Origin of the sequence: Pseudoalteromonas sp. GCY, assembly GCF_016695175.1 — a bacterium.
In the GTDB taxonomy this organism is placed as follows: Bacteria; Pseudomonadota; Gammaproteobacteria; order Enterobacterales; family Alteromonadaceae; genus Pseudoalteromonas.
Genome location: NZ_CP068023.1, coordinates 3,784,854 through 3,798,835, shown reverse-complemented (window position 1 = coordinate 3,798,835; position 13,982 = coordinate 3,784,854). Strand labels below are relative to the sequence as shown.

11 protein-coding genes are annotated in these 13,982 nt (G+C 44.2%); 7 read left to right on the top strand and 4 right to left on the bottom strand.

The genetic code is table 11. The annotated features are described in order from the left end of the window. The first annotated feature begins 52 nt into the window (after positions 1–52). Positions 53–421, top strand: coding sequence for a YacL family protein (locus tag JJQ94_RS22480; protein ID WP_010376624.1), 369 nt, complete (start codon positions 53–55; stop codon positions 419–421). A 263-nt stretch (positions 422–684) separates the two neighbouring features. Here JJQ94_RS22480 and JJQ94_RS22475 read toward each other — a convergent pair whose 3' ends face one another. Then, on the bottom strand, positions 685–1,386 hold the full coding sequence (locus tag JJQ94_RS22475) for a 2OG-Fe(II) oxygenase (protein WP_099030708.1): 702 nt from the start codon (positions 1,384–1,386) through the stop codon (positions 685–687). Positions 1,387–1,415: 29 nt separating this feature from the next. Here JJQ94_RS22475 and JJQ94_RS22470 point away from each other — a divergent pair, with 29 nt between their 5' ends. Further along, complete coding sequence (locus JJQ94_RS22470; protein WP_010605953.1) at positions 1,416–1,814, top strand: acyl-CoA thioesterase; 399 nt, start codon at positions 1,416–1,418, stop codon at positions 1,812–1,814. Here JJQ94_RS22470 and JJQ94_RS22465 read toward each other — a convergent pair. Next, on the bottom strand, positions 1,795–2,889 hold the full coding sequence (locus JJQ94_RS22465) for a hypothetical protein (RefSeq protein ID WP_099030709.1): 1,095 nt from the start codon (positions 2,887–2,889) through the stop codon (positions 1,795–1,797). The two genes, JJQ94_RS22470 and JJQ94_RS22465, sit on opposite strands and share 20 nt — an antisense overlap. Positions 2,890–2,939: 50 nt before the next feature. Next, complete coding sequence (uvrA, locus tag JJQ94_RS22460; RefSeq protein ID WP_099030710.1) at positions 2,940–5,762, bottom strand: excinuclease ABC subunit UvrA; 2,823 nt, start codon at positions 5,760–5,762, stop codon at positions 2,940–2,942. A gap of 180 nt (positions 5,763–5,942) precedes the next feature. Between uvrA and JJQ94_RS22455 the strand changes: the two genes are divergently transcribed. The 4 genes from JJQ94_RS22455 (at position 5,943) to JJQ94_RS22440 (ending at position 10,713) form a co-directional block, all read left to right on the top strand. Next, on the top strand, positions 5,943–6,689 hold the full coding sequence (locus JJQ94_RS22455; RefSeq protein ID WP_099030711.1) for a substrate-binding periplasmic protein: 747 nt from the start codon (positions 5,943–5,945) through the stop codon (positions 6,687–6,689). Between the two features lie 140 nt (positions 6,690–6,829). Then, a complete protein-coding gene (locus JJQ94_RS22450) occupies positions 6,830–8,197 on the top strand; it encodes an MFS transporter (protein ID WP_099030771.1) in 1,368 nt (455 codons plus the stop codon). Between the two features lie 17 nt (positions 8,198–8,214). Further along, entirely contained in the window at positions 8,215–8,868 is a 654-nt protein-coding gene (ssb, locus tag JJQ94_RS22445; RefSeq protein ID WP_010376633.1) for a single-stranded DNA-binding protein, read from the top strand. A 258-nt stretch (positions 8,869–9,126) separates the two neighbouring features. Next, a complete protein-coding gene (locus tag JJQ94_RS22440) occupies positions 9,127–10,713 on the top strand; it encodes an EAL domain-containing protein (protein WP_099030712.1) in 1,587 nt (528 codons plus the stop codon). A gap of 21 nt (positions 10,714–10,734) precedes the next feature. On the opposite strand, the gene JJQ94_RS22435 is transcribed toward JJQ94_RS22440, so the two are convergent. Next, on the bottom strand, positions 10,735–11,646 hold the full coding sequence (locus tag JJQ94_RS22435) for a 1-aminocyclopropane-1-carboxylate deaminase/D-cysteine desulfhydrase (RefSeq protein WP_099030713.1): 912 nt from the start codon (positions 11,644–11,646) through the stop codon (positions 10,735–10,737). A gap of 299 nt (positions 11,647–11,945) precedes the next feature. Here JJQ94_RS22435 and JJQ94_RS22430 point away from each other — a divergent pair, with 299 nt between their 5' ends. Beyond that, positions 11,946–13,958, top strand: a complete 2,013-nt coding sequence (locus tag JJQ94_RS22430) for an SUMF1/EgtB/PvdO family nonheme iron enzyme (RefSeq protein ID WP_099030714.1) — start codon at positions 11,946–11,948, stop codon at positions 13,956–13,958. The last annotated feature ends 24 nt before the right edge of the window (positions 13,959–13,982 follow it).

Sequence of the window (13,982 nt, the reverse complement as noted above, 5' to 3'; positions counted from 1 at the left end):
GCGGACGCCACTTAGGTATAATAAAAGAAGATGATTTAGTTAAGAAGTAAAGATGGAATACCAGTTTATTCGTGACCCACTTTCTGGGTTTCGAGCTCGCTTAAATGACGAGCATGCGTTGATAGGTCGGTGGCTGAGCGAAGAGTTAGCACATGAGCGTATTGTCAGCCTGCTGACACAGCTTGAAAACCTGCCAAATCAAAAAGAAGAGCTTGTGTTGGCTGGAAAAGAGATCCGCGCCACATTCACGCCGCAAGAAGCATTATTTGAAAGCCACGCTCTGTTTCATGAAAGTGATGACATAGCGCAGTACCAAGAAGACGCACTGGCTTTAGATGAATCAGGTATGATGGCGGTGTGTGGCTATGAAGACTTTTTACCCATGCTGATAGAGTGGGCTGAATTTACCAAAGCTAAATAACCTGAGCTGCGGATAATTAATGCCTTTCTAGCAGCCAGTTTTAGCGCTAACTGCGTTGAATTCACTTCCAATAGCCAGCTATTGGTGCGTAAATTCGTCTTGTTTTCCCTAAAACTCTCTGGCTAGATAAGGAAAAAACTAAGTTGTGCTTTAGCAACAATGAGTTGGAACATTCCTTATCCAAACCTCAGGTTAAATAAGTTCTGTGGGGTCTGTTGCACTTTCATGCTTGAGTTCAACAGCCCCTGAAGTATCCAGATAGCTTATTTTGGTGTACCATAGAGTTGCTCTGCTCTATTAAATAACACCCATGAAGTGAGTATATACTTATCATTAGAAACCGGAATATTGCCTCTATGTGTATGTGTAAAATACCCTGGCGCTATCACCATAGAGCCTTTTACTGGGGCAATTTTACGCTTTTGATAATAAAACTCGGTCTCGCCACCTTCCTCGACATCATTAAGGTAGAACATAAATAACAGTACTCGGTGTAAGGCTTCATTATGGTCGTGCTGAGGGTAGACTTCGCTGTGCCAATAGGGATAGCCACCTTTATTTATTTGATAACGTTGGGCTTGGATAGCGCCCAAACGAAACAGCTGCTGAGCAAGGACCGGGAGTTGTGGCTTGCCTACTTCTTCAAAGTTATCCACGGTTAGATCGACAGGCTCACCTGTTTTGGGGTGATACACTTTAAGTCCAAATGCACCGATGATCATAAAGAAATGTTCTTCAAGGTATTCAAATAAGAGCTTTGCCGTAACCTGTTGAATGTGTTGTAACTGTTTGGCATAGTCAGGATAGGAATTTAAATAAAGGTCGTGACTGACTTTTTTACTCAAGTCGACACCACCAGATGTAGTCCCCTGTTTTAAATATGGGCTTTGATCGAAGGTCTTTACGAATTCATCGCAAAAGTCTGAACTGAGTGCGTTATCGTAAACGCGAATAAAATCACTCATGTTTTTCCCTAGTTTTTATTGGAGTTATTATGCTGTCTGAAAAGCTTATGCCGCGTTTTTGTGATACAGACGTGCTTGGACATATCAACAATACCGTACTCCCTGTGTGGTTTGAAGCCGCGCGCACACCTATTTTCAAAATATTTACACCAGATTTAAATCCAAAAGAGTGGAAGTTGATTGTTGCTAAAGTCGAAGTTACCTTTAAAGGGGAGCTATTTTATGGTCAGGAAGTCGAAATCAAAACGGCTGTTGAACATATCGGCAACAGCTCATTTGTGATTTTGCAGCAGGCTTGGCAGCATGGAGAATGCTGTGCTGAAGGTAAAACCATTATGGTGCGATATGATTTTGCGGTTAAGCAATCTCAACCGCTGAGTCAGCAAGAGCGCGATGCGCTAGGCACCTTTATGGTTGCTGCGGCTTAAACTGATGACCAATTGCCGCTGAGATACAAGGCTTTACCGTATAGTTGTAGCCGTATTCCGCGGCGTTATCCGGCATTATCTCTAAGATCTCATAATCGTTTAATTCAACAATATTACTGCCTTCGCTATGTTCACAACGTGAGTTTCCGTCAGACTCAAAGCGAAAGATAAAATAAGCCAGTATTTGGTTTAGCACATCGTTATAGTTTTTGCCTTGCTCATGCAAATCTGGGTTGGGATCGTTATTAATAGATACCGTTAACGACTCCGACTCATCTGCAGTGGACTGTGCTTCATCTTGTTGTGGAGTATCGCCACTCATGTCGGCCACTTGTGGTTGAGTTTCCGATGCACCTTCGTTTTCTTCTTCGGAGTCCGATGAGCGTGATTCTTTCGCGTTGGCTTGGAAAGAAATTCCGTCCTCATCTATTTTGAAATCAGAAGAAAACTCAGTAAATGCGGTTGAAGCACCTGATTTAGCGATGCCAAGCACTAAGAAAGCCAATAAAACAAAACACATGATCAATCTGATGATTGCTGTTGTTGCCGGATAGCGATAGTGATTCTGATGCCAAAAAGGCTTTATACGTAATGGTTTAAGTAGGAAAAGTACAACGACATAGCATGTCATAAAGAGCTGCGCGAGAATTAACAAGAAGGTACTGGTAATAAAAAACCAAGTAGGTAACGACAGCAACACACTCAAATTATGTGTGTAAGGGAAATTATCTGTGCTGACGCCAGTTAAATCATTGATACGGCCATCAGCTTGAACCAGTACAAAGTTAGCGATAAAGGCGTAAAATAACAGTATCAGTGCTTTGCCTGGCACACTTTCCCAAAAGGTCATGATCCTTGGCCAGAATTCATAGCATAGCGCCGTTACTGTGGTTATTAAGATCAAAAAAGCGGTGAAGTTATTATCTTCAGTTTCACTTAAGCTGAACATAAAAATGATAAAACTGACTAAATAATAGCGTTGAGCCAGCGTTAGGCTTTGCCAAAATTGGCCGATGGAAAAGCGCAGTCTTGCTAGGTATGCGGTTAAGTTTTTTGGCGCGAGAAGTTGATGCATAACAAGTGAATTTGTAATTATTATGCACCAATAATAGAGACTTTTAGAAATTAAGACAATAAGGGCTTAAGGTACTTACCTGTATGCGAAGCCGCAAAATCAGCTACCGTTTCAGGCGTACCTGAGACGAGTATTTGACCACCTCCAGCTCCTCCCTCTGGACCTAAGTCCACAATCCAGTCCGCGGTTTTGATGACATCTAGGTTATGCTCGATAACCAACACCGTATTACCATGATCGCGTAGACGATGTAACACCGCGAGTAGCTGCTGAATATCATGGAAGTGCAGACCTGTGGTTGGCTCATCAAGAATGTAGAGCGTTTTGCCAGTATCTCGTTTTGATAGTTCACGAGCGAGCTTAACACGCTGCGCTTCACCACCGGACAAGGTCGTGGCGGCTTGCCCTAAGCGAATGTAGGAGAGGCCAACGTCCATTAAAGTTTGTAGCTTGCGGTTGATCGCGGGAATCTTATCAAAAAATTCTCGAGCGTCCTCAACGGTCATTTCCAACACTTCGTGGATATTTTTACCTTTATACAGCACTTCTAGTGTTTCACGGTTATAGCGCTTACCTGTACAGACATCACAAGGAACGTAGACATCCGGCAGGAAGTGCATCTCTACCTTGATAACCCCATCGCCTTGACAGGCCTCACAGCGACCGCCTTTAACGTTAAAACTAAAGCGGCCAACCTTATAACCGCGTGAACGCGACTCTTGCGTCCCCGCAAATAGTTCACGGATAGCAGTAAAGATCCCTGTATAAGTTGCTGGGTTTGAACGTGGTGTGCGACCGATAGGACTTTGATCAATATCGATAACTTTATCGAAGTGATCTAGCCCATGAACTGATTCATATGGTGCAGCTTCTTGCGTTGTTGCACCGTTTAATTCCTGATGGGCAAGCTTGAATAGGGTGTCATTAATGAGAGTAGATTTACCCGAACCAGATACTCCTGTTACGCAGGTCATTAGACCAACAGGCACTTTTAAGTCGACACTTTTTAGGTTGTTGCCCGTTGCACCTTTAAGCTCAAGCCACTTGTCATCACATTGATGACGTTGCGCTGGAACTTCAATGCATTTCTCGCCACTGAGATATTGACCCGTTAATGAGTCTTTACTTTGCATTATCTCATCGCGAGTTCCCTCAGCGACGACATAGCCGCCGTGTACGCCGGCTCCTGGACCGATATCGATGATGTGATCGGCTGCACGAATGGCATCTTCGTCGTGCTCTACCACAATCACGGTGTTGCCAAGATCTCTTAAGTGCGTGAGTGTTTTAAGTAAACGGTCGTTATCGCGCTGATGTAGACCAATTGAAGGCTCATCCAACACGTACATTACCCCCACGAGACCTGCGCCAATTTGGCTTGCAAGACGGATCCGCTGAGCTTCACCGCCAGATAAAGTATCAGCACTACGCTCCAAAGAGAGGTAGTTTAGGCCAACATTGATCAAGAACGATAAACGGTCGCGGATCTCTTTGAGTATTTTGTCCGCAATTTGTGCTTTTTGGCCTGTGAGTGCTAAGTCGATAAAAAATTGACTGGCTTCGCCGATACTCATCGTTGTTACGGTTGGCAGGTTGGTCGAGCCGATAAACACATGGCGAGCTTCTTCGCGCAGGCGTGAGCCATGGCAACTTGGACAAGCTTGGCTGGTTTGATATTTGGCGAGCTCTTCTCTTACTGAACTGGACTCCGTTTCCCGATAACGGCGGTTCATATTATTTAACACGCCTTCAAACTCGTGATTGCGGGTGATAAGATCGCCTCTGTCATTTCGATACTTAAACGCGATTTTAGTTTTGCCAGAGCCTTCTAATACCACTTTTTGAAATTTACTCGGCAGATCCTGAAATGGTGTTTCCAAGTCAAATCCATATTGCTCGGCAACTGAGCTTAGCATCTGAAAATAGTAAAAACTGCGTTTATCCCACCCTTTGATTGCACCGCCAGACAAGCTTAGTTCTGGGTTTTGCACTACACGTTTGGGATCAAAATACTGCTTTACCCCCAAACCATCACAGCTTTGGCAGGCACCAGCTGGGTTATTGAAAGAAAACAATCGTGGTTCAAGTTCGCTCATGGCATAGCCACAAGTTGGACAGGCAAAGTTGGCCGAGAAGATCAGTTCGTCTGCGTCGCTATCATCCATATAGGCGATTTGCGCAATGCCATCAGCCAAATCAAGCGCAGTTTCAAAAGATTCGGCTAACCGTTGCTCAAGCCCTGCTTTAACTTTGAAACGATCCACCACGACTTCTATGGTATGTTTTTTCTGTAACTCTAGCGTTGGTGGATCTGAGAGATCGCATACCTCGCCATCAATACGTGCACGAATAAAACCTTGGCTAGCAAGCTCTTCTAACAGTTTTACGTGCTCACCTTTACGGTTTTTCACCACCGGTGCAAGTAGCATGAGTTTGTTACCTTCGGGTAGCGCCAACACAGTATCAACCATTTGGCTGATAGTTTGTGCGGCTAACGGTAAATCATGCGTAGGGCATCTCGGTTCACCCACTCGGGCAAAGAGTAATCTTAAATAGTCGTATATTTCGGTAATGGTTCCCACGGTTGAGCGTGGGTTGTGAGAAGTCGACTTTTGCTCAATGGAAATCGCGGGAGACAAGCCCTCAATGTGATCCACATCTGGTTTTTCCATCAGCGATAGAAATTGCCTCGCGTACGCGGATAAAGACTCAACATAACGACGCTGGCCTTCTGCGTATAAGGTGTCAAATGCTAAAGACGACTTCCCTGAGCCAGAAAGACCCGTGATCACTATCAACTTGTCTCTTGGAATAGTGAGTGAAATGTCTTTTAAATTGTGGGTGCGGGCACCCCTAACTTCTATTTTATCCATACGACCCTTGTGTTTTTTCGTGCGCTGTACTGAGTACGCGATACTAATCCACTAAATTGAAACATGGATCAGTCAAAGCATGATGTGAAGTGAACAGATTACCGCATCCCGAATACAAAATTAAGTTATCTCTGCTAAATGAACTAAACTTATTAAACCGATCAACTTGGGATATTGATTTTGTATCGACTTTTATTGCTTTTGGTACTGCTTTGCCAAAACGTCTTCGCTTGTGAGCTGGTGGTGCGGTTTGAGAATTACGCTGCGCAATCTAAGTTAAATGATGACCTTGTTTGGCACGGTATGGACGTTGATTTCGCTAAAGCCTTGTTAGATGAAGCTGGGTGTAGTTATCGTTTCGTAAGTATTCCTTGGGGTCGGGCGCTGAAGCTTTTAGAGGAGGGTGATATCGATCTTATTTTGAGCGTCACAAAAACACCAGTACGTGAACAGTTTGCGTATTTTATTGGTCCCCAACGCATGGAAACCATTGTTTTTGCAATGAACTCAGGCGAGCCTCACCAGCTTGACTCACTTGAGTCGTTATTCCATCTGTCAAAGCCCATCGCTATTCAGCGTAATGCTTATTACGGTGATGCGTTCACAGCTCGTCTTGCGCGTCGTACTGACAGTGAAACACAATTTATTTATGTACCCGACAATCAGGTAAAATTGAATTTGCTCAAAAAGGGACGGATCGCAGGATTTTTAGAAGAAAAATTCAACATCCTATATCAAAGTAAAAATAACCCTGATTTTGAAAAGTTTACTATTAGCCCGTTGGTTATTAACGAAAATCCAGTATATTTTGCCTTTAGCAAGGCTCGCACCACGAGCGAGCGTTTGCAGCGTTTGAGTCAAGCATTTGAACGGGTAAAACGTAGCGGAAAACTAGATCAGATCACGGCCAAGTATGGCGTCAATTAACGCTTTCTTTCTCTCGAAGTAAGCCGCTCAAATTCATGATGGTAACAATCGCATTGCAAAGATCCGTTCGCGCTAGTGTAAGTTAAGAAAAGAGTTTGTTAAACTTGCGCGTGATTTTCGATAGTGATGAATACCGCCTTATGTCTAATGACTCTTTAAATCCAACTGAAAAGCGCGCTGCGATTTCTCTTGCTGGCGTTTTCGCTTTCCGCATGCTTGGTTTGTTCATGCTGATGCCAGTGTTAGCTGTTTACGGCCAGTCTTTACAGGATGTCTCGCCACTGTGGATTGGTTTGGCTATTGGTGCTTATGGTTTGACTCAAGCTTTACTACAGATACCTATGGGTTGGCTGTCTGATAAGTTCGGTCGTAAGCCAATCATCATTGGTGGGTTGTTAGTATTTGCATTAGGATCCGTTATCGCGGCATTAGCGGATTCAATCTATTGGGTGACATTTGGTAGAGCCCTACAGGGTATGGGCGCGATTGCAAGTGCTTTACTTGCGCTTGCTGCGGATTTGAGCCGTGACGAGCAGCGTCCCAAGGTAATGGCGGTCATTGGCATGTGCATTGGTATGAGCTTTGCTGTAGCCATGTTATTAGGACCAATGATTGCGGCGTCTTTTGGTATCGCAGGGATCTTCTGGCTGACGGCAGTATTGGCAATCGTAGGTATCGCTATCATTACCTTTATGGTGCCAAACGCGGTAAATAAAGCACCAAAAGGCGACACAATAGCAAGCGTTGCAGATATTCGTCGCTTGGTTCAAAACCCACAGCTACTGAGACTTGATCTGGGTGTGTTGCTATTGCATTTGACGCTGACTACGATTTTTGTAGCCTTGCCAGGTCAGTTGATCCGTGACGGCCTTGCTGCAGACAGGCACTGGCAACTCTATATCCCGGTATTTTTACTCGCCTTCATTTTGATGGCACCGATGATGATAGTGGCGATCCGCAAACAAAAAGAAAAGCAGACATTCTTGCTGTCTATTGCGATGCTAGTGGTAAGCTCAGTTACTTTGTATTGCTTTGTGGATTCACTTTGGGTGATCGCAGGTGCAATGCTAGTCTATTTTATTGCCTTTAACTTTCTTGAAGCAACTATGCCAGCGCTGGTTTCTCGCATTGCTCCTGCAAACCAAAAGGGCTCGGCGATGGGAGTATTTTCATCAGGCCAGTTTCTAGGTGCATTTATAGGCGGTGCTTTGGGTGGTATCTTGGCGCAAAACTTTGCGGTCGATACGATATTTGCCGCAACGGCTATTATTGGGGTAATATGGTTCGTTATCGCATGGGGCATGCAAGTGCCACCTAAGAGCAAAGCGATCAGCTTAGTTTCTGCTGTAGAGAATGAGCAACAAGCGACGGAATTGGCAGAGCAATTGGTTTCATTACCTGGGGTACTTGAGGCCACGGTAGTAAGAGATGAGAATCGTAGCTACCTAAAAGTAGATGATAAAATTTTTGATTTGAAGCAAGCCAAGCAAGTGCTGGGCTTGTCATAGTGTGAGGAGACAATGCCATGGCACGTGGTGTTAATAAAGTAATTTTGGTAGGTAATCTGGGCCAAGATCCTGAAGTTCGCTATATGCCAAACGGTAACGGCGTGGCTAACATCAGCATTGCAACTACGGATAGCTGGAAAGATAAAAACACTGGTCAATTGCAAGAGCGTACAGAATGGCATCGTGTGGTGTTGTTCGGTAAACTTGCGGAAGTTGCGGGTGAGTATTTAAGAAAAGGCTCGCAGGTTTACATTGAAGGTCGTCTACAGACTCGTAAGTGGACAGATCAAAGCGGCCAAGAAAAGTACACAACGGAAATCGTTGTGGACATGGGTGGTCAAATGCAAATGCTAGGTGGCCGTGGCGAGCAGCAGGGTCAAGGTGGTGGTCAGTACCAAGGTGGTCAACAGCAGCAAAACAATTATGGCCAGCAAAGCTATAATCAAGCACCTCAGCAGCAATATTCGCAGCCACAGCAAAGCCAGTCAAACCAGCAGCAAGGTGGATTCGCACCGCAGCAATCGCAGCAGAATTCACAGCAGTCTTCTGGATTTGGTGGCCAGTCTCAAGGTGGCTTTGCACCACAACAGAACCAAAACAACGGTCAATCAGGCGGTAGCTCAAATCCTATGGAGCCGCCAATTGATTTTGATGATGACATTCCGTTCTAAATGGTGATATAGCATCTAAGAAAACCCTAGCATTATGCTGGGGTTTTTGTTTTTTACTGGTATAAATACTTCTAAGAAAATGGTGACGACGAGTAAGCTTAGATAAAGCTTAACATCTTGTGCGATTAATAAACTTAACGCATTTCTAGTTTTGGCTCAGTTGCTTATCCTTTCTGTACAATTAAAAGCCGCATCTAGCTTGAGTTTTGCACTATTTTGAACAACACTTCAGTTATCTTTCCACCCAATAAAAACATTATGCCCATTCAGCTGTTAGATGGATTTAGTCGTCAGTACCGAAAAAAGCTAGTCGCGGTAAGTTTGGCGGTGTTGTTGTGTCTAAATTTCCTTCTGAATCATTTATTGCACCTTCAGGTTCACACGCAAGGAGAAGAGGCTGCGGCTGAAATTTCGCAGCTATCAGCTGAAGCTTTTGCTGCGGGAGTAAGTGAAATAGCTACGAAGTATGGTTTTTCGTTGTTACCTATTGCGAATGCAGAAGAACATCAATTTGTTGCCAATGACCAAACCGTTACCTTGTATCATGAATCCATATGGATAAGTCATGGATATATATTGATATTTTTCAATTTATTGTCGATTGGGCTGGTGTTATTCGTACATCGGTGGTGGTTTTTATACGGTAAGGCTGAGTCTACTTCACATGCGCAGAAGCCTGTGGCTTTACCAGCCCCCGCTCCTGAAGGGCAGTATGCATTATTTGCGTTAATCCATTGGCAGTGCAGTACGCCTAAAGAAGTTGATCTGCAGTTACATTTTCAGCTTGCACTGGTTAAAGGCGTTGGAGAGTTTGGGACGGTGGCAGTTAAGTATCTAGCTTCAGGGGCATTAGCCGTGACAGTAAAGCAGATAGGGGCGACTAAAGGTATGGATTTGGCAAAGCAAATGCACGAAATCGTTTATCGAGTACTGCTAGAGTTTCGGGGGGATTTATCTCGCAGCAAAGTGAAGCTTGGCGCTTGTTTTTATCAGGAAAATAAACAACAAACACAGGTTTATCAAAGCGCAAAATCAGCGCTCTCGATTGCGCAAAATCAAGTGTGGCAGCATACTCATCTAGTTCATCTCACAGAGTCATTGGCAAAACGCCTTAACGAAGACGGTGAGGCTTTGCTGAGTTATCTGAAAGCTGGGCAGTTCTCCTTATTCTTCCAGCCATTGTTTGATTTTTTAGCCGAAGACGTAATTGTAAGCGAAGCGCTACTAAGAGTGACTCACAAAGAAATGGGGAGAATTTCGGCCAAGCAGGTGATGCAACACCTTTATACCCCTGAGCAATTTCAGTTTCTGGATAGGGCGATAGTTAAGCAGGTATTGTCTGTCTATGAGCAGGAAAGGAGTTTTGGCAAGGTAAGTATTAACTTACATATTTCGAGTTGGGTGGATAGTCAGTTTATTGAATGGCTAGAGGGGCAGCTCATTGCGTCTCATAGTGGTGCGGCAATTGGGTTTGAACTTAGCATAGAAGAGGTCTATCAACATGGAGAGCGGTTGTTAGCAGCTTTTGATAGGTTGCATCGACTTGGGTGCGATATTTATTTGGATAACGTTACACAGGCTCTTACGCTAGGGCGCTCGCCGCTTGCCGAGTTGATAAAAGCTATCAAGCTCAGCTACGAGCTGGTACACGGCATTGAAAAGTCTGCCTATCGTAAACGCACAGTAAAGCAGATCGTCGCTCAAGCGAGAAGTTTGGGTGTCCCTGTATATGCCGTGGGGATTGAAACTGTTGCTGAATTGAGTTGCATCAAAGGGCTTGGAGTGAAGGGGGCCCAAGGTCATTATTTCTCCGCACCATTACAACAACTCGCTGATATTCACTAAAACGCTAACCGCATGAGCTGATTAGGTCGACTTTTTATTTGCCATATATCTCAAACCATCTAATCCTTGTAAACCGCCGGTATGGATTGCGGTGATCACACTGCCTTTTTTGAAGTATCCTTGTTTAGCCAAAGTGAAAATAGCGTAAAACAGTTTACCAGTGTAAATAGGCTCAAGAGGCAAACGATATTTTACCTTCATTTCATGGCAAAAACTCAGCAATTCAGGCGTAGTCTTGGCGTAACCTCCGTGGTGAAAATCATGGAGTAGCTGCCATGGCGCACAGCGCTGAGCTGTGATTAATTCATGTATCTCCTGTGCTAGGTATTCAGTACCTTTTAGTACCGTAACGCCTAAAACCTGCGTGTGGTTAGGTAATCCCGAGATTAGTCCTGCCACTGTGCCACCACTGCCCACAGCTGTCATGACATAATCACTTTGCGGCAAGGAATGCGCTAACTCTTCAACGCCTTGCAGTGCAAGTGCATTAGTGCCGCCTTCTGGTATGAGATAAGCATTATTAAACTTGGCTTGCAGAGTTTGAATGTATTCAGGTTGATTTCTTTGCCGATATTCGACTCGACTCACGGGATGAAGTGTTAGCCCGCAAGCGCTTGCCATTTTTAGCGTTGGATTGTGCCGGTCAATCTCTGGGCCTCTAACAATTAAGTGACCTTTGATTGCGAAAAGTTTGCATGCCATGCTGGTAGCATATAAGTGATTGGAAAACGCCCCGCCAAAAGTGACTAACTCTTCAAGGCCAGCTTGCTTTAGGTGGAGTATGTTGTATTTTAGCTTACGCCATTTGTTTCCTTGGATCACAGGGTGTAGCAAATCATCACGCTTAACCAACAAAGTTAAACCATATTTATCCAATGTCGGGTGGTGAATAGTTTGGATTGGTGACTCGGTGATATTGGTGATGGTTTGCATGATGAAATCAGTCTGATATTTTGCGTGCTATAATAAATAACCCGAGCGTTTCACTCCAGAGGTTATCATATCTTCTTGATTACCTATCTTCTATTTTGGACTCGAATTAGTAACACATCGCGATGTTAGAGAAAAATAGACAAAATCTCAGCTAAAAACTGGCAAGACGCTGGTTAATAGTTGTAAACTCAGATATTAATTGTGCAAAGCTTGTGTTTTACTTTGTAAGTACATAGCATAGAGCCCTAACTATAAGAAATAACAAGACCAAACAATTGCCGCTGTTGGGAATGGAACATATGCGAATTGCTCCTTTAACTTTTATTGTCTCGGCCTCGATCCTGGCCATGGGAACTGTTGCTCAAAGCGCTATGGCGCAAGATACTGCAACGGTCACTGCCATCGAGTCTGAATTGTCTAACAAGCAAAGCGAATTAGACAGATACTCGGTCGTTTTAGAAAAACACCTAGCAGAGGAAACGCGTCTGCAGTCTCAACTTGAGTTATTGAGAAAACGTTCAGGTGAGTTAGACAAAGAAAAAAATCAGGCCTTAGATGCAATGAATGAGTTGTATCGTCGGCTAATTGATGATCCTTCCATTGATATTTCTTCTGCGCAAACGCGTTATCAACAAGCAGTGGCGGATCACAAGCAGAATAAAGAAGACATTGCGATGCAGATTGCGGCGATTGCATCACAGCGTAAAGATATTGAGCAAGTCCGTGTAACTAAGCACACCTTAGTAAATACGCTTGAAAACTTAAAAGATCAGCTTGGCACAGCGCGAGTAGAGCGACTACGTAATGAGTTTACTCGTGAAGGTACGCTAGAGGTAGACCACACGATTAACTGTAAGCGCACAGAAACTTTGGCGGCTTGTGAACAGCGTGGTCAGCAAATGGGGCTTCAAAAAGCAACCAAGCGCTTTATTGATCAGATTTTTGCAAACCTAACCGAGAGCCGTGTTGTCGAGCCAAAACGCAATATGGCTGGCGCGCAGGTTCAAGTGGTTAGCAGCCATGTTGTAAATAGTGGATTCAGTGGACAAGGCAACTACAACGTTAACCTCAGTGTGACGATGCGTGGTGATGTAAATAGCAGCCGCTTATGTAACTTGTTGAGCTTAGACAATCGTTATTGTGCTGAGTATGGGACTCCGCTTGCCGTAAATTACCAGTCGAACTACTCGACAGTCTACAGTGATAATCAACTGACTTTTTCGGACGAGCAAAGTGAACCGGTTGAAGTCGCGACTATTACAAAGCAGCCTGTCGTGGAGACCCCTCTTGTAAAAAAGTCACAAACGGCTGATAAAACAGTCGAGTTAACTTTAAGATCAAATGTTTACGACGACGAAGTATTTATTAATGGAGTCAGCTACGGCGCGACAAAAACGACAGTAGCAATTCCTGTCGGATTTTATGACGTTGAGATCCGTAAATTAGGTTATGAACCTTATAAAGCACGCATTAATCTGCGAGCGGCACAAACCATTAATGCGAAATTGGTGAAGAAACGCCAATCGGTAACATCTGTTGTAACGAAAAAGCCTGAGCCTGAAGCGCAAAAAGTACAGGTGGTTGCCGTAGCAAATACTGAAAATGAGCTAGCTATTATCCCTGCGGGCACTTTTAAAATGGGCGACCTGACGGGTAATGGTTTACCAAATGAGCGTCCCATTGTTGAAAAAGTGTTGAGTCATTCATATGCCATGCAGAGCACTGAGGTTACAGTGGCGGCTTTTCGCCGTTTCGCGCAAAGCACTGGATATAAAACCTTAGCCGAACAAGGTAAAGGCTGCGCATACTATAAAAATGGCGAACCGGTTTGGGAGCTTGAATATAATTGGGAAAACCCAGGTTACGAGCAATCAGATAATTTTCCCGTTGTTTGTGTTGCCTATGACGATGCCAAAGCCTATGCCAACTGGTTATCTGGCGAAAAAGGACAGCAATTTAGATTACCCAATGAAGTTGAATGGGAATATGCGGCGCGTGCAGGCACTGCATCTGAGTACCCTTGGGGTAATGAAATCGGAAGAAACCTAGCTAATTGTGGTTGGTGTGGCAGTGAGTGGTCTAATAAAAGTCCTTCACCAGTAGCCCAATTTTCACCGAATAGCTATGGCTTATATGATACTGTAGGAAATGTTTGGGAGTGGACGCAAAAGCGTGTTTCTCAGAGCGATGTTACAGTGCGTGGCGGTGCATGGAACTTCGCGCCGAGTTTGGCTCGAGTGTCAACTCGCTTAGCGTTAGCGCCAGATTTTAGAGCGAATTATATAGGTTTTCGACTTGTTCGAGAGCGATAAGTAGTAAATTAAGAGCAGCAGGTG

Bases quoted from the DNA above. Each gene is read 5' to 3' on its own strand.
- JJQ94_RS22480 (WP_010376624.1), top strand. From the start codon at position 53: ATGGAATACCAGTTTATTCGTGACCCACTTTCTGGGTTTCGAGCTCGC.
- JJQ94_RS22475 (WP_099030708.1), bottom strand. From the start codon at position 1,386: ATGAGTGATTTTATTCGCGTTTACGATAACGCACTCAGTTCAGACTTT.
- JJQ94_RS22470 (WP_010605953.1), top strand. From the start codon at position 1,416: ATGCTGTCTGAAAAGCTTATGCCGCGTTTTTGTGATACAGACGTGCTT.
- JJQ94_RS22465 (WP_099030709.1), bottom strand. From the start codon at position 2,889: ATGCATCAACTTCTCGCGCCAAAAAACTTAACCGCATACCTAGCAAGA.
- uvrA (WP_099030710.1), bottom strand. From the start codon at position 5,762: ATGGATAAAATAGAAGTTAGGGGTGCCCGCACCCACAATTTAAAAGAC.
- JJQ94_RS22450 (WP_099030771.1), top strand. From the start codon at position 6,830: ATGTCTAATGACTCTTTAAATCCAACTGAAAAGCGCGCTGCGATTTCT.
- ssb (WP_010376633.1), top strand. From the start codon at position 8,215: ATGGCACGTGGTGTTAATAAAGTAATTTTGGTAGGTAATCTGGGCCAA.
- JJQ94_RS22440 (WP_099030712.1), top strand. From the start codon at position 9,127: ATGCCCATTCAGCTGTTAGATGGATTTAGTCGTCAGTACCGAAAAAAG.
- JJQ94_RS22435 (WP_099030713.1), bottom strand. From the start codon at position 11,646: ATGCAAACCATCACCAATATCACCGAGTCACCAATCCAAACTATTCAC.
- JJQ94_RS22430 (WP_099030714.1), top strand. From the start codon at position 11,946: ATGCGAATTGCTCCTTTAACTTTTATTGTCTCGGCCTCGATCCTGGCC.